This is a genomic window from Nocardia sp. CA-119907, assembly GCF_050955995.1.
GTDB lineage: Bacteria > Actinomycetota > Actinomycetes > Mycobacteriales > Mycobacteriaceae > Nocardia.
Genome location: NZ_CP192091.1, coordinates 9,213,291 through 9,229,975, shown reverse-complemented (window position 1 = coordinate 9,229,975; position 16,685 = coordinate 9,213,291). Strand labels below are relative to the sequence as shown.

Genomic DNA, 16,685 nt, shown 5'->3' with positions numbered 1-16,685 from the left:
CGATCAAAGTGGTCAGCCTCTAACAAAGCAAGTGCTTGGTAGGTTATCCTACCGGCGTGGGTGCGATCCAGACCTCAGATTCCGACACTGCTGCACAGGACGCGCGGTTTTCCGCAGAAGTGCGCGAGTGGTTGGCCGAGAACCTCAACGGCGAGTTCCGCGCGCTGCGCGGTCTCGGCGGGCCCGGCCGCGAGCACGAGGCCTTCGAGGAGCGGCTCGCCTGGGACCGGCACCTGGCCGCGTCCGGGTGGACCTGTCTCGGCTGGCCCAAGGAGTGGGGTGGCCGCGAGGCCTCGGTGCGCCAACAGGTGATCTTCCACGAGGAGTACGCCAAAGCGAATGCGCCGGCGCGGGTTTCCCATGTCGGTGAGGAATTGCTCGGTCCGACCGTGCTCGCCTTCGGAACCCAGGCGCAGAAGGAACGGTTCCTGCCCGGGGTCCGGAATGTGACCGAGCTGTGGTGCCAGGGCTACTCCGAGCCCGGCGCTGGCTCGGATCTGGCCGCCATCACCACCAGTGCCCATCTCGACGGCGACGAATGGTCGATCAACGGGCAGAAAATCTGGACTTCGCTGGCCCATGTGGCCGACTGGTGCTTCGTGGTGGCGCGCACCGAAAAGGGGTCGACCCGGCACAAGGGCCTGTCCTACCTGCTGGTTCCCATGCATCAGCCGGGTATCGAGGTCCGCCCGATCATCCAGTTGACCGGCACCTCGGAATTCAACGAGGTCTTCTTCGACAATGCGCGCACCGCCGCGGATCTGGTCGTCGGCGATCCGGGCGACGGCTGGCGCATCGCCATGGGCACGCTGACCTTCGAGCGCGGCATCTCCACCCTCGGCCAGCAGATCCGGTTCGCCCGCGAACTCGCCGATATCGAGGCGCTGGCCCGCCGCACCGGTGCGGCCGACGATCCGCTCATCGCCGACCGGATCGATAAGGCGTGGGTCGGCCTGCGTGTGCTGCGCGCGCACGCGCTGCGCACCATGCGCGATACGACCGCCGATGACGGCGGACAGGCCTCGGTCTCCAAGCTGCTGTGGGCCAACTGGCATCGCGGCCTCGGCGAACTCGCCATGGCCGTGCTCGGCCCCGCCGGACTGGTCGCCGACGCGAACGATCTCAATGAATGGCAGCGGCTGTATCTGTTCACCCGCGCCGATACGATCTACGGAGGTTCGAACGAAGTGCAGCGCAATATCATCGCCGAGCGCGTGCTCGGATTGCCGCGGGAGGCTCGGCCGTGAGTGCAGCATCGCGAGGCGATTCCATGGGGGCTGGCGGTCGGGAGACGGGTGGGCCCGGACCGCTTTCCGTTGCGCCGCAGCCCATTCCGGGCCACGGTCTGCTGGCCGGACGCACTGCCGTGATCACCGCCGCCGCGGGCACCGGCATCGGGTCGGCCACCGCGCGCAGGCTGCTCGCCGAGGGCGCCGATGTCGTCGTATCCGACTGGCACGAGCGGCGACTGGCCGAAACCGAGGTCGAACTGAAGGCCGAATTCCCGGATCGCCGGGTCGCATCGATCGCCTGTGATGTGCAGAGCACCGAACAGGTCGATGAGCTGATCCGCGGTGCGGCAACGGCATTGGGCCGCATCGACATCATGGTCAACAATGCCGGACTCGGCGGCGAGACCCCGGTCGTCGACATGACCGACGAGCAGTGGGATCGCGTCCTCGACATCACCCTCAACGGCACCTTCCGCTGCACCCGCGCGGCCCTCGGCTACTTCCGCGACGCGGGCCACGGCGGCGTCATCGTGAACAACGCCAGCGTGCTCGGCTGGCGCGCGCAATACGGCCAGGCCCACTACGCCGCCGCCAAGGCGGGCGTGATGGCCCTGACCCGCTGCAGCGCCATCGAGGCCGCCGAATTCGGTGTCCGGATCAACGCGGTCGCCCCGAGCATCGCCAGGCACGCCTTCCTGGACAAGGTCAGCTCGACCGAACTGCTCGACCGCCTCTCCGAGGGCGAAGCCTTCGGCCGCGCCGCGGAACCGTGGGAAGTCGCGGCCACCATCGCCATGCTCGCCAGTGACTACACGACCTATCTCACGGGCGAAGTGGTATCGATCAGCAGCCAGCGCGCCTGACCAACCCGGCCGCCACGGAGCGAGCCTTACGAGCGACGTTCGCGGCCCGTCTCGCGTCCGAGTCGTCGAAGCGCATGCGCCGCAGGCGCGAGTCTCGACGGCTCGGACGCGAGGCCCACCCGTCGCCCGACCACCACCCCTCATCGAATCGCTAGGCGATGCTGACATTAGGGGGGCCGCGAACACGCCGCGCGCATGCGCGGCAAATCCGACACAGCGCAGTAGTGCGATCGCCTTTCGGCCACTGCGATCTTGGGCCTCGGTTGGGCGTCTGATCAGGTAAAAAAGGTCGGGACGTGGTGCAGCCAGGTGTGCCATGCTGGGTGTGGTCGGATCCCGCACTCTCTAAGGGGCGATGGCTATGGGCCCGGATCGCCCACATGCCCGCGAACAACTGGAACTCGAGTTGGTCCGCGAAGTCGTGCTGACCAGGCGACGGCTGGACAGCCTGGTGCTAGCGGCGCTCACCCTCGGCGCCGAACTCATGGACCACACCTCCGAACGCGCGACCGCGACCAGGGCGGCCCAAATTCTCGAACAATATGCCGTCGACGAAACCGCGGTCGCCCGCGATCCACGCGGCGCGTTGCGTGCCGATATGGCGCGAGATCACGCGCGCGCCAGCCGAATCGGACTCAGTTCCGAATCGGGTGTCGGTTCGGAACAGGACCGTCGACGGCGACGGCAGACGGCATTGTTGTGTGAAGTGCGAGCGGATCTGCTCGACGTTGTTCGCAAATGTCGCAAATTCCGCTTCGATCGCGTCGCATTCGCCGATGAGATCGCGCAGGGCCTGTGCGCAGCCACCGACAAGCTGGTCGTCGGCGCGGATATGGACACCTACCGCGCTTGGCAGCGCGGCATGGTCCTCAAACTCATCGAGGAACCGGTCCAGTTCGGTCCGCCGCGGGTAATGGCCACCGTCGACGCTGGTCCCGATCGCGGCCCGCTGACCGTCGAATGGGACAGCTGTGAGCGCCGACTCGCGTTGGTGGCCCGGATGGCGCGTGCGGGCATCTCACCGGTGGTGATCTGCGATCGACTGCTGGCGGATCTGTCGGTGTCCTCGCCGCTGCGCTATTCCATGCGCTGACACCTCCCGGGTTCCCCAAGCAAATGCTTGGTTGTATTATGGCCCGTGTGACCGCATCAGACGCCTCGAAATCAGCACGGCGCAATGAACTGCTCGCGCTCGCGGCCCAACTGTTCGCCGAGCGTGGACTGCGTGCGACGACCGTGCGCGATATCGCCGATGCGGCCGGGATTCTATCGGGGAGCCTCTATCACCACTTCGATTCCAAGGAATCGATGGTCGATGAGATTCTGCGCGGCTTCCTCGATGATCTGTTCGGGCGCTACCGGGAGATCGTCGCGTCCGGGCTGAGCTCGCGAGATACCTTGGAAGCCTTGGTGATCGCCTCCTATGAATCCTTCGACCGCTCGCATGCGGCGGTGGCGATCTATCAGGCCGAGGCCAAGCGGCTGCGCGATTCGGAGCGGTTCACCTATATCGCGGATTACAACCGCGAATTCCGTGAGCTGTGGCACCGGGTACTGATCAATGGCGTCGAGGACGGCAGCTTCCGGCCGGAACTCGACGTCGAACTGGCCTACCGATTCCTGCGCGACACGGTGTGGGTTGCGGTGCGGTGGTACGAGCCCGGCGGCTCGATCACCGTCGAGAATCTCGCCAAGCAGTACCTGACCATCGTGCTCGACGGCCTCACCGTGCCGTAAGTCCATTTCGGCGGTCGGTGGTTATCCGAGCACCGCCTCCGGGCCCGTCGCTTCCGGCCGGGCAGCACACCAACTAGGAGTTCTAGATGTCAGCACCATCCGCTCGCCGCCCATACGCCCCCCTGCGGGATGCCTATGTGATCGATGCCGTGCGCACTCCGGTCGGCAAGCGCAATGGCGCGCTGGCCGCGGTGCATCCGGCCGATCTCGGTGCGGCCGCGCTGCGAGGTCTGCTGGACCGCAATTCGATCGACCCGGCAATGGTCGACGATGTGATCGTCGGCTGTGTCGACAATATCGGCCCGCAGGCCGGCAATATCGGCCGCACCATGTGGCTGACCGCCGGTTATCCGGAGGAGGTGCCCGGCGTCACCGTCGACCGGCAGTGCGGATCCTCCCAGCAGGCAATCAATTTCGCCGCGCAGGCCATTATGAGCGGCACGGCCGAGGTGGTCGTCGCGGGCGGTGTGCAGAATATGAGCGCCATTCCGATCTCGGCAGCCATGCTGGCGGGTAAGGAGTACGGGTTCGATTCGCCGTTCGTCGGTGCGCAGGGCTGGGACCATCGCTATGGCACCGGCGAGGTTTCGCAGTTCAACGGCGCGCAGATGATCGCCGACAAGTGGAATATCAGCCGAGAAGAGATGGAGCGCTGGGCATTGCGCAGCCATGAGCGCGCTCGCGATGCCATCAAGAACGGCCGCTTCGATCGGGAGATCGTGCCGGTCGGCGAATTCTGGATCGACCAGTGTCCGCGCGAGACCACGCTGGAGAAGATGGCGTCGCTGCCGGTGCTCGCCGAGGGCGGAACGCTGACCGCCGCGGTCGCCAGCCAGATCTCCGACGGCGCGAGCGCGACCCTACTCGCCTCCGAATGGGCCGTCGAGGCCTACGGATTGCGCCCGCGCGCCCGCATCCACCACGTGAGCGCCCGCGGCGCCGACCCGATCATGATGCTCACCGGCCCCATTCCCGCCACCAAGTGGGCATTGGAGAAGACCGGCCTGACCATCGACGATATCGATGTCATCGAGATCAACGAGGCCTTCGCCCCGGTCGTACTCGCCTGGCTGCGTGAGACCGGCGCCGATCCGGACAAAGTGAACGTCAACGGCGGCGCGATCGCCCTCGGCCACCCCCTCGGCGCCACCGGCGCAAAGCTTTTCGCCACCCTCCTCAACGAACTCGAACGCGTCAACGGCCGCTACGGCCTGCTCACCATCTGCGAAGGCGGCGGCACCGCCAACGCAACCATCATCGAACGCCTCAGCTGAGAGGCTTGTGCCTCCCCGAATGTTCAGGCCATACAACTAAGAGCCGCACAGCTTTTCGACAGGTCCTGCATCGAGTACCGACTGTTGGGCGTGCCCGACGAGTTACCCATGTACTCACGAGATCAGTTGTCGCCGAGCACCCAAGGGCCGCCCCATCGGAATAGTTTCCGATGGGGCGGCCTTCTGGATATCTCCGTCGCTCCGGTGAACGCCTGAATCCACGGTCGCGGTAGTGGCGGCTTTCGTTGTCGGAGATTTTCGTTCGAGGGGACAGCGGCGAATCGGCTGAGCGTCCACGGCCGCAAAGGCAGAGTTGCGTGATGGGCGGATGGACGGGCATGTGAAAGGCCGCCCCGGCCAGGAGGATTCGGGGCGGCCTTTGGTAGTAGACCGAGGCGGCGGCTTCGGTTATGACGTGCTCGGGGTTGCGCCGTGGTCGGTGGTGAGGGTGGCGATGGTGTCGATTCGGGTGACGGCGTCGGCGACTATGCGGTCGATGAGTTCCTTGCAGGTGGGGAGGTCGTCGATGATGCCGGTTACCTGGCCTGCGGCCAGGACTCCGGCTCGGGTGTTGCCCTCGACCAGGCCGGCACGCAGGAGCATGGGGGTGTTGGCGGCCATGATCACCTGGGACCAGGTGAGGTCCTTGGCCTTTCGCATGGCCAGGCCGTCGCGGACCATGGTCGACCACTTCATGCCGGTCATGCCCTTGAACTTCGCGGCGTTCGATACCGCGGCGGCGAGGCCGCGCCAGCGGCCGGAATGTTCCAGGCGGTCGACGAGTTCGGTATTCAGCACGCGATGCGGCATACCGTCGACCTTCAGCGAGACGACCGTGTCCTGTAGCTGCCGCTTCAGGTATTCCTGTTTGACGGCGTCGGGGACGGTGCTCTCCTTGGTGAGCAGGAAGCGCGTACCCATCGCGACACCCGCCGCGCCGTAGGCCAGTGCGGCCGCCAAACCACGGCCGTCGAAGAATCCGCCCGCCGCGACGACCGGAATATCGACCGCGTCCAGCACCGACGGCAGCAGCAGCGTGGTGGCCACCGGACCGGTGTGCCCGCCGCCCTCGCCGCCCTGCACGATCACCGCGTCGGCGCCCCAGGCGGCCACCTTCACCGCGTGCTTGGCCGCGCCGATCGACGGAATCACCACCACGCCGGCATCTTTCAGCTTGGCGATGAGCTCCTGCTTGGGCGCGAGCGCGAACGACGCGACGGCGACCCGTTCGCGGATCAGCAGATCGATCCGTTCGGGTGCGTCCGAGGCGTCCGCGCGGATATTGACGCCGAATGGCTTGTTGGTGTGCGCCTTGGTCTTCGCGATCGCGGCTTCCAATTCGGCGAAGGTCATGGTCGCCGAGGCCAGAATCCCGAGCCCACCCGCCTCGGCGGTGGCCGAGACCAGACTCGGTCCGGCCACCCAGCCCATACCGGTCTGCACGATCGGATGTTCGATGCCGACCAGTTCGGTCAGCGGCGTCCGCAGCACGCTCATGACGGCACCTCCGATTCCCGAACCTTCTTGGGATCGAGCACCTCCCGGATCAACCGCAGCTCCTCCGCGCTCGGCAGCCGGGTCTCACCCGCATCGGCGAGGCCCGCGATCTCGAACGAGGTGTTCTCGGCGACCTCGGCGGCGGTGACGCCCGGATGCAGACTGCGCGCCCGCATGGTGTGCTCGGGCCCTTCGAAATCGAATACGCCCAGATTGGTGACCACCCGGTGCAGGTGATGGAACCGATACGCCGGATTGGCCGGATCGACCTTGTCGTAGCCGACGCCGGAGACGATATCGACCCGATCCACGAAGACCCGCCGGGTATGCCGCGAAACCCAGTAGCTGGTCGGATGATTGATGGTGTTGCCCGGTGCCCCGCGCACACCGAACATCTGCCTGGTCGGCTGCTGCAGCGGGCCGAATGCCGACAGGTTCTGATTGCCGAACCGATCGATCTGGTTGGCCCCCATCACCACATGGCGACGACCGGAGGCCACCACATCGAAGACCCTGCGGAATGGAATCCACCCCTCGATCGGGGACTTACCGCCCAGCGGGGGAGTGTCGGCGAAGAACAGCGCTTCGCCATCGGAGAGCAGCAGATCGGGTTCGGTGGTCAACTTGGCAAGGCGCGCACCGATGATCGACATCGGCGACATCGGCGATGCCATGATTTCCCCCGCGCCGCTGAAGATCTCGGCACAGGCCACCGCGCAGACCTCGGCCCGGGTAACTGTTTCGGTCGCTATCACTTCGACACCTCCTGTGCGAACTCGCGAACAGCGGCTTGGTACTCGTCCTCGGAGACCGCGAGATATTTGTCGACGAACCGCTGCCAGGACTCCGGCGTCTTGGCCGCTTCCACATAGTGCTTCTGGAACTTCTCGTCCCGGCCGTAGCTGTCCGCGGCCAGGGTGAAGTGCGCGCCGCCGGGCGCCTCGACCACACCGTCGACCAGCATCCGGTTGAGCAATAGCGACTGCAGCGGAACGGCTTTCACCAGCTCCTCGGTCTCGACCACCCGCTCCACCGAGACGTAGCGACGCTCGGCGGCCAGGCAGTAGAGATCGTCGAAGTACGGATCGACACCGGTGTATGCGGCATTGCCGTGCTTATCGCCGATATTCAGATGGACGAGCGCCGCATCGAGTTTCAGCGCGGGCATCGCGACGAGCGTTTCGCCGTCCGAATAGGGCGAGGCGACGGTCTTAAGCTCGCCATCCCAGAAATTGACGACATCGGATCCGAGCCCGGCCCGGATCGGCAGGAACGGCAGTCGTGCGGCCGCCGCCTCCAGTCCGCATTTCAACATGCCCTCGTCCATCTCCCGCGCCACCAGCGCGCCGGAGGTGCGGGCCTTGGCGAACCACGGATCGTAGAACGGCGGCGAATCCAGGGATACGAAGCCGTAGTACGCCTTGCGCACCTTGCCCGCCGAGCACAGCAGACCGAGATCCGGTCCGCCGTAACTGACCACGGTCAGATCCGTGATATCCGAGCGCAGGATGGCCCGCACCAGCGCCATCGGCTTGCGTCGCGAGCCCCAGCCGCCGATGCCGATGGTCATACCGCTGCGCAGTTCGCCGACGACCTCGTCGAGCGACATTCGCTTGTCCCGCATCAGTTTTCCCTGCTCTCTTCCTTGCGCGCGGCCAGATCGTCGTCGAACCGGGCGCGGATCTCATCCGCCACCCCGGCCAGATTCAGTTCGAAGGTGAAGCCCTGCTCGTAGCGGTAGCTGCGGTGCACGTCCTGCACATCGATGCCATTGAGCGCCCGCTTCGCCGCGCGGATCACCCGGCCGTCCTTGGCCGCGATGTTCTTGGCGAGTTCCAGTGCGGCGGCGTCGAGTTCGGCGCGCGGCACCACCTGATAGACCGATCCGTAGTGCTGCAACTGCTGGGCGGTGATGGTGCTCGCGGTGTAGAACAGCGCGCGCATCAGATGCTGCGGCACCAGGCGCGAGAGATGCGTGGCCGCGCCGAGCGCACCGCGGTCGACCTCGGGCAGGCCGAAGGTGGCGTCATCGGAGGCGATCACCACATCGGCATTGCCGACCAGGCCGATACCGCCGCCGAGGCAGAAGCCCTGCACCGCCGCGATGACCGGCACCGGGCAGTCGTAGACCGCGGCGAACGCCTCGAAACAGCCGTGATTGGCGTCGATCAGCGCCTGATGGCCCGGCGTGCGCTGCATCTCCTTGATATCGACACCGGCATTGAAGCCGCGGTTCTCGGCGCGCAGCACCACGACCTTGGTCTCCGGATCGCGCCCGGCCGCGCGGATCTCATCCGCCAGGGTGAACCAGCCGTCGGACGGTATGGCGTTGACCGGCGGATAGTCGACCGTGACCACGGTGATGCCGGTTGATTCGGAGTGACGGTTGATCCCCATCGCATATCCATTCGTGGTTGGCAAAGCAAGCAGTTGCTTGGTAGGTTAGCACGGTGGCAGTCGAAATCGATCTCACCGGCAGCGTCGTTCTGGTCACCGGTGGTGTGCGCGGGGTGGGTGCGGGCGTCAGCAGGGCATTCCTCGCCGCTGGCGCGACCGTTATCGCCTGCGCGCGACGTCCAGCGGACGTGCCCGTGCGCCACGACGGTCGAGAGATCGAGTACCTGCCCTGCGATGTGCGTGACGCCGACGCGGTACAGGGGCTGGTCGATGCGATCGTCGCGCGCCACGGCCGCCTCGACCATCTGGTCAATAACGCGGGCGGCGCACCGTTCGCCCTCGCCGCGACCGCGAGCAAGAACTTCCACAGCAAGATCGTCGAACTGAATCTGCTCGCGCCGCTGCTGGTTTCGCAGGCTGCCAATGCGGTGATGCAGCAGCAGCCCGGCGGCGGTTCGATCGTGATGGTGTCCAGCGTCAGCGGTCACCGGCCCTCGCCGGGTACTGCCGCCTATGGTGCGGCCAAGGCGGGCATCGACAGTCTGACTGCCACGCTCGCGGTCGAATGGGCCCCGAAGGTTCGGGTGAATTCGCTGGTCGTCGGCCCGGTCGAGACCGAACAGAGTCAGCTGCACTACGGCGATCAAGACGGTGTCGACGCGGTCGGCGCGACCATTCCGCTCGGTCGGATGGCCCGGCCCGACGATATCGGCGGCTGCGCCGTATTCCTGACCTCACCGCTGGCCGCCTTTGTCAGCGGCGCGACGCTGCTGGTGCACGGCGGGGGTGAGCGTCCGGCATTCCTTGCCGCGTCGAACGCCAATGTCGCCGAGCAGCCCGCCGAGGCCTGAACAACCGAACCCGAAAACGAAGAGGACACAACAGGTTATGGACACCGAGCAGATCTGCGCGGGGCGCGTCGTCATTGTCACCGGCGCTGGTCGCGGTATCGGCCGGGCGCACGCGCTCGCCTTCGCCGCCGCCGGGGCGCACGTGGTGGTCAACGATCTGGGCTCCGCCCTGGATGGTGCGGCGACCAGCGAGACTCCCGCCGAACAGGTCGTCGCCGAGATCAAGGCGCTCGGCGGGGAGGCCGTGGCCAATGGTGACGACATCGCGGACTGGGACGGTGCGCGCAACCTCATCCGCCAGGCCGTCGACACCTTCGGCGGTCTGGATGTGCTGGTCAACAATGCCGGATTCGTGCGCGACCGGATGCTGGTGAACCTCGGCGAGGACGAGTGGGACGCGGTGATCCGGGTGCACCTCAAGGGTCACTTCGCGACCATGCGCCATGCCATCGAGTACTGGCGCGGCGAATCCAAGGCCGGTCGTCCGGTCGACGCCCGCATCATCAACACCAGCTCCGGCGCGGGCCTGCAGGGCAGCGTCGGCCAGGGCAACTATGGTGCGGCCAAGGCGGGTATCGCGGGCCTGACCCTCACCGCCGCTGCCGAATTCGCGCGCTACGGCGTCACCGTCAACGCCATCGCCCCCGCCGCCCGTACCCGCATGACCGAGACCGTCTTCGCCGAAACCATGGCCGCCCCCGAGGACGGCTTCGACGCGATGGCTCCGGAAAACGTTTCGCCGATCGTCGTCTGGCTGGGCAGCCCGCAATCGGCGGCTGTCACCGGCCGGATGTTCGAGGTCGAGGGCGGCAAGGTGGCCCTGGCCGATGGCTGGCGCCACGGCACCGCCGTGGATCGCGGCGCGCGCTGGAACCCCGCCGAACTCGGTCCGGTGGTAGCCGACCTGATCGCCAAGTCCGTTCCGCCGGAGCCGGTGTACGGCTCTGTTTGATTTGCAGCGCCTGCGGCGCTGCGTGTTCGCGGCCCCCTGGTGTCTCGCGTCCGAGCCGTCGAGACTCGCGACTGCGTCGCATGCGCTTCGACGACTCGGACGCGAGACGGGCCGCGAACGGTTGCTCGTAAGACTCGCTCCGTGGTGGTCGCCTCGAGCGGGTAGTTCGGTGCCCGAGGCGCACTGTCCGGTGGTCGAGGTTCGTGCTTGCAGTGCATGCGCTTCCACGGCTCGGACGCGAGACGGGCCGCGAACGGTTGCTCGTAAGACTCGCTCCGTGGTGGTCGCCTCGAGCGGGTAGTTCGGTGCCCGAGGTGCACTGTCCGGTGGTCGAGGTTCGTGCTTGCAGTGCATGCGCTTCGACGGCTCGGACGCGAGACGGGCCGCGAACGGTTGCTCGTAAGACTCGCTCCGTGTGGGTCGGCAAGTGCGGTCGCTCCGCGCCTGACGAACGCCGAGCGAGAGGGCATTACGGCGCGTGCGCTTCGAGGACTCGGCCGAATTCCCGTGCACCGTCGTCAGCAATACGTCGGTGTGCCAGCCTTGGCGCATCATGCAGTCCGTTGCGCGAGGCCGCTGTGACGAGGGCAGGTTCGCTGTGTCGTCCGAACCGGCCGTGCCGACGCCGGATTTCGGGTGTTGACCGGTCTCCGGGGGACCTCGGCATACGTACTGGTCCACCGGTTTTGCCAGGGATGCGCGTAGGGGATTAACGCGGAAGTGTGTTCGGGATTACACCTGAACTTCCGAAGGCGCGATCTGGGCGTTCGACCGGTTCCGGGCAGAAGGTCGGTCGGGCGCATCTTATGCCGTGCGTGGCCCGACCGACTGCGCGGTTTTGGGCTGCGGTTTACTATGGGCTCCCGTCCGTCAAAGTCCCGGAATTTGTGCGTTGCGACCGGGCAACAGATCTGCGCTATATCGAATCAGGGGAAGGCTGGCGCATGGCCGTTGGTCGCACGTCGCGTGTGGTTGCAGTGCTTGCGACTGTGGCTGGCCTTGCGCTCCTCGGGGGAGTGTCGGCCGAGGCCCAGCCCGGCAGCGCGTGCCCACAGTGCGCGGACCCCAATATCCCTGTGCCAGATGCGACCAGCGATGTATGGAAGCCCCTGGCGATTCCGGGCCAGTCGAGTGTCGGTTCACCACTTGATCCGACCGATGCGGCCGCGGGTATCAACCAGGCCGCCGGTCCCGGTTCGGCCGCGGGTTCCGCCGCCGCTGGCTCCGCGGCCCTCGGCGCGACGGGTCTGCTCGGCGCACTCCTCGGCGGCGGCTCGGTCGGCGTGGGCACCATTATCGGCACGGGCTCCGCGGGCGTTGGCGCGATCATCGGCACCGGTTCGGCGGGTGTCGCCACCATTCTCGGCATCGGTTCGGCGGTGGTGGCCGGTACCGGTTCGGCGGCGCTGGGCACCGGATCCGCCCTCCTCGGAACAGGTTCCGCGGCAGTCGGTTCCGCTGCTGTCGGCACCGGATCGGCGCTGGTTGGCACGGGTTCGGCCGCGGTCGGTTCGGCCGGTGTCGGATCCGCTGGTGTCGGTTCGGCCGGAACCGGTTCCGCCGCGGTAGGTTCCGCGGCCGTCGGCTCCGCCGCGGTCGGCTCGGCGTCCCCCCTGCTTTTGCTCCTGATCCCACTGCCCGCGCCGCCCGCTCCGGCGGTGCCCCCCGTTCCGATCATCGTCCCGCCCGCGCCGCCCGCACCGGCGGCACCGCCCGCACCGGCGGCACCGCCCGCACCGGCGGCACCGCCCGCACCGGCGGCACCGCCCGCGCCGGCGGCACCGCAACTCGCGCCGGTCCCGGTGGCCGCGCCGCTCGCTCCCGCTCCGGAGCAGGTGCCGCCGCCGCCCGCACCTCCGGCCGCCCCACCCGCGGCCCCGGCCAGGCCGAATCCGGACGTCCGGCCGACCAGTGCCGACGACGGCCTGCCCGAGCCCAATGTGCTCGGCGTGGTAAGCGGCCTGATCGTGCTCGCGCTGGCCGGAACTGCTTCCGGCGCAGTGAGTTTCCAGAGCGCGTCGGCCGCACAGGCCCGCATCGATGCCGCGCGTGCCGAGTTCTTCGGACCGAGGACGTAAAGGGGCGTTCGATGAGTCAGAGCAGAACGCAAACCGGGCTCCGGGCCTATCGACGGGTGGCGGCGGCGGTCGACGCGGTGTGCGCCGTCGCCGCGGATTCCGATGCGACCACCCTGGACGAGGTCGTCGCCTCCATTGCCAGCGAGCGGCGTCGCGAGATCGAAATCGCCAGTGCGGAACTGGGTCCCGGCGTCTGCGGCCAGCGCCGCTTCTATCCGGACCGCGATGTGATCGTGCTCGCCACCGCACTGCCGAGCCGAGAGCACACCCTCGCACACGAATTGGGCCATATCGTCTTCGGCCACGAGGGCGTGCCCGCGCCCGAGGTGACACTGGAGGCCAGTGACGATCTGATCGCCTACATGCTCAGCCAGCGTGCGCATCAGCAGATCGTCGACGACGGTGCGGACGAACTCGCCGAATGGGAGGCCGAAACCTTCGCCGCCATGCTGATGACCCGACTCCGCGTGTTCAACAACCGGGGCGCAGGCGTCTCGGTTCTTCGATTCGATGAGGCGCTGGGATGACCCTCTGGTTGACGGCCATGCTGGTCTGGGTTGCGGCCGGTGCGCGTGTCGGCCGGGTACTGGTGAAGCCCGCGACGACCGCGCGGGTGGCGATCGTCGTCGCGGTCGCGGCGGTCGCACTCGGGGCCACCGTCGCGGTTCCCGAAATCGCTCTCGCCATCGACAATCTGCTACCGCGCGGTCTGCATTCGGGCCTGCTGTCCGACGGTGTCGTGACCTCGGCCTGGATGCTGTTCGCGACCGCGACCTCGGTGGTCGCGTCCGCGGCGTGGCCGGTCGTCTCCCGCCGCAATCTGCGTCAGATCGCATTCCTGATCTACGGCATCGGCTCGGTCGCGGTGGCGGTGAACCTGTTCTGGTCCACCACTTTCGGCTGGATGGTGGTCGCGCTCGGCTGCGTTTTCATTGTCATCACCGGTGTGCGCAACCTGGACTGGACAACGCTCGGTCGCGGTATCGCGATCTATACCGCCGGGACCACGCTCGTCGCGGTGCTCGCCGTGCTGCAGATCCGCCGGGCCTTCATCGACGCGCCGGTCGCGAAACCCGGCGAACCGAACTGGGGTTGGCCCGCTTGGGCGGCGGCGGCCCTGCTCATCGCGTTCGGCGCGGTGTGGATCGTGGTCGAGCTGTGGGTGCGCGCGCGAATCCTGTTGCGGCAGATCAAGGTTCTGCACCGCATCATGATCGGCCGGTTCCCGGAGGTGGTCGCGCATGACCAGCCGGGTACCTCCACACAGCTCGAGGCATCCGATCAGGTCGCGCAGATCATGGATGCGTTATATCTGCAATCCGGCGGCGGCGTCGAGCTGGTCAGCGCGGGTCCGCCACCGCCACTGGTGTCCGCGCGGGCCGACCGGGTCGCGCAGTGGGCGCGAAACCCATTGGGTGAGGTGGTAGTCGACGCGCGGTGGATTGCTCCGCCGGAGGGTATTAGTCCTCGCGGGTGGGTCCAAGCAATCGCGCGCGCCTACCGAGCGGGCGCGGCATCGTCGGCCCGGAATTGATCGAGTGACATCAAAACCGATCAGCTCGAGGCATTCCGGAGGGCTCGCTCCGGGTATTCAATAAGGTTGACATAGCAAGGAATCCGGCACCGCTTCCGCAGTGCCGCATTCCTTGTGTCTGTCGACGTATCCGCGCAACTGATTTCATCAGTAGCGGGTCTCTTAGGGGCGCGCTTTTATCGCAACCCGGTATGCGCCACCAAGCCCACAACTTTAGGGGCACCGTAGGCGCGCCCGCGGTCTGGTGGGGCCATACCCATGACGCAGTACGGTGCGACCCTGTGGGTCGCACCGTACTGCGCTGCGGGAGAACCTATTCGGTGCCATCCGGAGGAATTTCGGGCAGACCTTCGCTTGCCCGCAATTTCTCCGCCATGGAGGTGAGGAGGTTCTGTGATTCTTCGGACAGGTCGAACGCCCTACTCGACAGCCGTCGCAGCCCGTAGCCCTGCAGCTGGGACAGCAACTCCAGATCGTGATCGATCTTGGCGGCATAGATGTCGTTGAAGAAGTAGTCCGGTTTGACCTTGAAGAACTTGGCCAGTGCAGCCACCGTTTCGTCCGACGGGTTGGTCCGCTGTCCCGACCTCAACTGCGAGAGGTACGGTTTCGAGATCGGATGTCCGGAGGCCGTCAGCGCAGCCGCAACCTCCGCGTTGGTGTGCGGCTTGCGCCCCGGGGGATGCACGGTTTCGAACAGCTTGTTCAGCCGCGCCGCGAAATCAGCCATTGTGAGCCGCCCAATTCCCTTCGCTGTACTAACAGTCGTTATCTCGGATACGTATCATTGATATTAGCGGCTCAGTAACTGAAAACCTACGCCTGATTCAGGATTTCCTTGAAGCTTCTAGGTGCCGCTCCCGGGAAGGCACTGCGACGGTTGCGTTTGCGGGTCACGCCAACGGCTCTTGGGAAAACGTGGTGTGAACCGGTTCTTGCCCGTCGCGAGCACCTTCCCCGGCAGACCGATGATAACCCCAAGATAGCTGACGGGTCATCTAGTGGCGTGTCCTGGTGTTTGTGTGGCGTACGACACGTTTTGGGCTCATTGGGATGAACGTTCAACAAAGCGCGGAATTGGTTGAAACTCTTACAATCTCTCGATGATGGTGCCTGTCGCCAGTGCCCCGCCCGCACACATGAGCACCATCGCGGTGCTGCCTCCGGTTCGCTCCAGTTCGTGCAAAGCCGTTGTGATGAGCCGGGATCCGGTCGAACCCACCGGATGTCCGAGTGCGATAGCGCCGCCGTTTACATTTACCCGGTCCATGTCCGGCTTGTGTACAGACGCCCATGAAAGTGCAACTGCCGCAAAAGCCTCATTGATCTCGAAAAGGTCGATGTCGCCGATATTCATGCCGGACCGTTCGAGCAGTCGGGTGCACGCCTGCACCGGCCCGTCGAGGTGGAACTCGGGCTCCGCGCCGACCAGTACCTGCGTCACGATCCGTGCGCGCGGACGCAAACCCGCTCGCCGCGCGGCCTTTTCGTCCATCAGCAGCACCGCGGCCGCGCCGTCGGAGATCTGCGATGAGGTGCCCGCGGTGTGGATTCCGCCCTCCAGCACCGGCTTGAGCTTGGCCAGTCCCTCCAGGGTGGTTTCGCGCAGGCCCTGATCCCTTGTCACGTCCAGCTTCTCGCCGGTGAGATTGCCTTCCTTGTCGACCGCTGGCGCGGTCACATGCAGCACCTCGCGGTCGAAGCGGCCCTCGGCCCAGGCCTTGGCGGCCAAGCGCTGCGAACGGACGCCGAGCTCGTCGAGATCGGCGCGAGTGATGCCGCGCCGCTTGGCAATACGCTCGGCCGCCTCGAACTGGTTCGGCAGATCGATATTCCAGGAGGCGGGCCGACGTGGACCGGCGTGCTCGCCGACGTTGGCGCCCAAAGGAACTCGGCTCATCGCCTCCACGCCGCAGGCCATGCCGATCTCGATGGCGTCGGTCGCGATCAGGCCGGCGATGAGGTGGTTGGCCTGCTGGGCCGAACCGCACTGGGCGTCGATGGTGGTGGCGCCGACCTGCCACGGCAGCCCGGCATGCAGCCAGGCGACCCGGGTCACGTTATTGGACTGCTCGCCGGCCTGGGTGACGCAGCCGCCGATGACCTGCTCCACCTGTGCGGGATCCAGATGTGCCTTATCGAGCAGCCCGCGCTGAGCGAGGCCGAGCAGTTCGGCGGCGTGCAGACCGGCGAGCCAGCCGCCGCGCTTGCCGATGGGGGTGCGAGCGGCCTCGACGATGACGGGTGTGCCCATGTCCAACCTTTCTTCA

Annotated in this window: 16 protein-coding genes; 10 read left to right on the top strand and 6 right to left on the bottom strand. The window is 66.6% G+C overall.

All coding sequences use genetic code 11. The features are described 5' to 3' along the window. Nucleotides 1-56: 56 nt before the first annotated feature. From ACQP2D_RS41435 to ACQP2D_RS41415, 5 genes are all read left to right on the top strand, one after another. Nucleotides 57-1,247 (top strand): acyl-CoA dehydrogenase family protein, encoded by a 1,191-nt coding sequence (locus tag ACQP2D_RS41435; protein ID WP_433681330.1) that lies wholly within the window; start codon nt 57-59, stop codon nt 1,245-1,247. 23 nt (nt 1,248-1,270) lie between these two features. Continuing rightward, nucleotides 1,271-2,095 (top strand): SDR family oxidoreductase, encoded by an 825-nt coding sequence (locus tag ACQP2D_RS41430; RefSeq protein ID WP_433681329.1) that lies wholly within the window; start codon nt 1,271-1,273, stop codon nt 2,093-2,095. A gap of 361 nt (nt 2,096-2,456) precedes the next feature. Then, on the top strand, nt 2,457-3,188 hold the full coding sequence (locus tag ACQP2D_RS41425; RefSeq protein WP_433681328.1) for a hypothetical protein: 732 nt from the start codon (nt 2,457-2,459) through the stop codon (nt 3,186-3,188). Between the two features lie 38 nt (nt 3,189-3,226). Next, on the top strand, nt 3,227-3,832 hold the full coding sequence (locus ACQP2D_RS41420) for a TetR/AcrR family transcriptional regulator (RefSeq protein WP_433681327.1): 606 nt from the start codon (nt 3,227-3,229) through the stop codon (nt 3,830-3,832). Between the two features lie 86 nt (nt 3,833-3,918). Then, nucleotides 3,919-5,106 carry an acetyl-CoA C-acetyltransferase gene (locus tag ACQP2D_RS41415; protein WP_433681326.1) on the top strand — a complete coding sequence of 396 codons (1,188 nt, stop codon included), beginning with the start codon at nt 3,919-3,921 and terminating at the stop codon, nt 5,104-5,106. 408 nt (nt 5,107-5,514) lie between these two features. Here ACQP2D_RS41415 and ACQP2D_RS41410 read toward each other — a convergent pair whose 3' ends face one another. Genes ACQP2D_RS41410 through ACQP2D_RS41395 form a run of 4 tightly spaced genes read right to left on the bottom strand, consistent with a single transcriptional unit; the run spans nt 5,515 to nt 9,000 of the window. Beyond that, nucleotides 5,515-6,603, bottom strand: coding sequence for an NAD(P)H-dependent flavin oxidoreductase (locus ACQP2D_RS41410; RefSeq protein ID WP_433681325.1), 1,089 nt, complete (start codon nt 6,601-6,603; stop codon nt 5,515-5,517). Next, on the bottom strand, nt 6,600-7,358 hold the full coding sequence (locus ACQP2D_RS41405; protein WP_433681324.1) for a CoA-transferase subunit beta: 759 nt from the start codon (nt 7,356-7,358) through the stop codon (nt 6,600-6,602). Before ACQP2D_RS41405 ends, ACQP2D_RS41410 begins: the two co-directional genes overlap by 4 nt. Continuing rightward, nucleotides 7,355-8,227 carry a CoA transferase subunit A gene (locus ACQP2D_RS41400; protein ID WP_433681323.1) on the bottom strand — a complete coding sequence of 291 codons (873 nt, stop codon included), beginning with the start codon at nt 8,225-8,227 and terminating at the stop codon, nt 7,355-7,357. The genes ACQP2D_RS41405 and ACQP2D_RS41400 overlap by 4 nt, the downstream gene beginning before the upstream one ends. Further along, the gene (locus ACQP2D_RS41395) at nt 8,227-9,000 is read right to left on the bottom strand and encodes an enoyl-CoA hydratase family protein (RefSeq protein WP_433681322.1); all 774 of its coding nucleotides are present in this window, start codon (nt 8,998-9,000) and stop codon (nt 8,227-8,229) included. The genes ACQP2D_RS41400 and ACQP2D_RS41395 overlap by 1 nt, the downstream gene beginning before the upstream one ends. Before the next feature lie 53 nt (nt 9,001-9,053). On the opposite strand from ACQP2D_RS41395, the gene ACQP2D_RS41390 reads away from it, so the two are divergent. From ACQP2D_RS41390 to ACQP2D_RS41370, 5 genes are all read left to right on the top strand, one after another. Next, a complete protein-coding gene (locus ACQP2D_RS41390) occupies nt 9,054-9,851 on the top strand; it encodes an SDR family oxidoreductase (protein WP_433681321.1) in 798 nt (265 codons plus the stop codon). Nucleotides 9,852-9,888: 37 nt separating this feature from the next. Further along, on the top strand, nt 9,889-10,803 hold the full coding sequence (locus ACQP2D_RS41385) for an SDR family oxidoreductase (RefSeq protein ID WP_433681320.1): 915 nt from the start codon (nt 9,889-9,891) through the stop codon (nt 10,801-10,803). 1,076 nt (nt 10,804-11,879) lie between these two features. Beyond that, nucleotides 11,880-12,881 (top strand): hypothetical protein, encoded by a 1,002-nt coding sequence (locus tag ACQP2D_RS41380; RefSeq protein ID WP_433681319.1) that lies wholly within the window; start codon nt 11,880-11,882, stop codon nt 12,879-12,881. Between the two features lie 11 nt (nt 12,882-12,892). Further along, nucleotides 12,893-13,408 carry an ImmA/IrrE family metallo-endopeptidase gene (locus ACQP2D_RS41375; protein ID WP_433681318.1) on the top strand — a complete coding sequence of 172 codons (516 nt, stop codon included), beginning with the start codon at nt 12,893-12,895 and terminating at the stop codon, nt 13,406-13,408. Then, the gene (locus tag ACQP2D_RS41370) at nt 13,405-14,415 is read left to right on the top strand and encodes a hypothetical protein (RefSeq protein ID WP_433681317.1); all 1,011 of its coding nucleotides are present in this window, start codon (nt 13,405-13,407) and stop codon (nt 14,413-14,415) included. Before ACQP2D_RS41375 ends, ACQP2D_RS41370 begins: the two co-directional genes overlap by 4 nt. 313 nt (nt 14,416-14,728) lie before the next feature. Here ACQP2D_RS41370 and ACQP2D_RS41365 read toward each other — a convergent pair whose 3' ends face one another. Together ACQP2D_RS41365 and ACQP2D_RS41360 are read right to left on the bottom strand one after the other, a co-directional pair. Continuing rightward, complete coding sequence (locus ACQP2D_RS41365) at nt 14,729-15,145, bottom strand: helix-turn-helix domain-containing protein (RefSeq protein WP_011207048.1); 417 nt, start codon at nt 15,143-15,145, stop codon at nt 14,729-14,731. 360 nt (nt 15,146-15,505) lie between these two features. Continuing rightward, nucleotides 15,506-16,669 carry a steroid 3-ketoacyl-CoA thiolase gene (locus tag ACQP2D_RS41360; protein ID WP_433681316.1) on the bottom strand — a complete coding sequence of 388 codons (1,164 nt, stop codon included), beginning with the start codon at nt 16,667-16,669 and terminating at the stop codon, nt 15,506-15,508. Between the last annotated feature and the right edge of the window lie 16 nt (nt 16,670-16,685).

What these genes read in the sequence shown, in the direction of transcription:
- ACQP2D_RS41430 (WP_433681329.1), top strand. Translation starts at nt 1,271, where the DNA reads ATGGGGGCTGGCGGTCGGGAGACGGGTGGGCCCGGACCGCTTTCCGTT.
- ACQP2D_RS41425 (WP_433681328.1), top strand. Translation starts at nt 2,457, where the DNA reads ATGGGCCCGGATCGCCCACATGCCCGCGAACAACTGGAACTCGAGTTG.
- ACQP2D_RS41420 (WP_433681327.1), top strand. Translation starts at nt 3,227, where the DNA reads ATGGCCCGTGTGACCGCATCAGACGCCTCGAAATCAGCACGGCGCAAT.
- ACQP2D_RS41415 (WP_433681326.1), top strand. Translation starts at nt 3,919, where the DNA reads ATGTCAGCACCATCCGCTCGCCGCCCATACGCCCCCCTGCGGGATGCC.
- ACQP2D_RS41410 (WP_433681325.1), bottom strand. Translation starts at nt 6,603, where the DNA reads ATGAGCGTGCTGCGGACGCCGCTGACCGAACTGGTCGGCATCGAACAT.
- ACQP2D_RS41400 (WP_433681323.1), bottom strand. Translation starts at nt 8,227, where the DNA reads ATGCGGGACAAGCGAATGTCGCTCGACGAGGTCGTCGGCGAACTGCGC.
- ACQP2D_RS41395 (WP_433681322.1), bottom strand. Translation starts at nt 9,000, where the DNA reads ATGGGGATCAACCGTCACTCCGAATCAACCGGCATCACCGTGGTCACG.
- ACQP2D_RS41385 (WP_433681320.1), top strand. Translation starts at nt 9,889, where the DNA reads ATGGACACCGAGCAGATCTGCGCGGGGCGCGTCGTCATTGTCACCGGC.
- ACQP2D_RS41375 (WP_433681318.1), top strand. Translation starts at nt 12,893, where the DNA reads ATGAGTCAGAGCAGAACGCAAACCGGGCTCCGGGCCTATCGACGGGTG.
- ACQP2D_RS41370 (WP_433681317.1), top strand. Translation starts at nt 13,405, where the DNA reads ATGACCCTCTGGTTGACGGCCATGCTGGTCTGGGTTGCGGCCGGTGCG.
- ACQP2D_RS41365 (WP_011207048.1), bottom strand. Translation starts at nt 15,145, where the DNA reads ATGGCTGATTTCGCGGCGCGGCTGAACAAGCTGTTCGAAACCGTGCAT.
- ACQP2D_RS41360 (WP_433681316.1), bottom strand. Translation starts at nt 16,669, where the DNA reads ATGGGCACACCCGTCATCGTCGAGGCCGCTCGCACCCCCATCGGCAAG.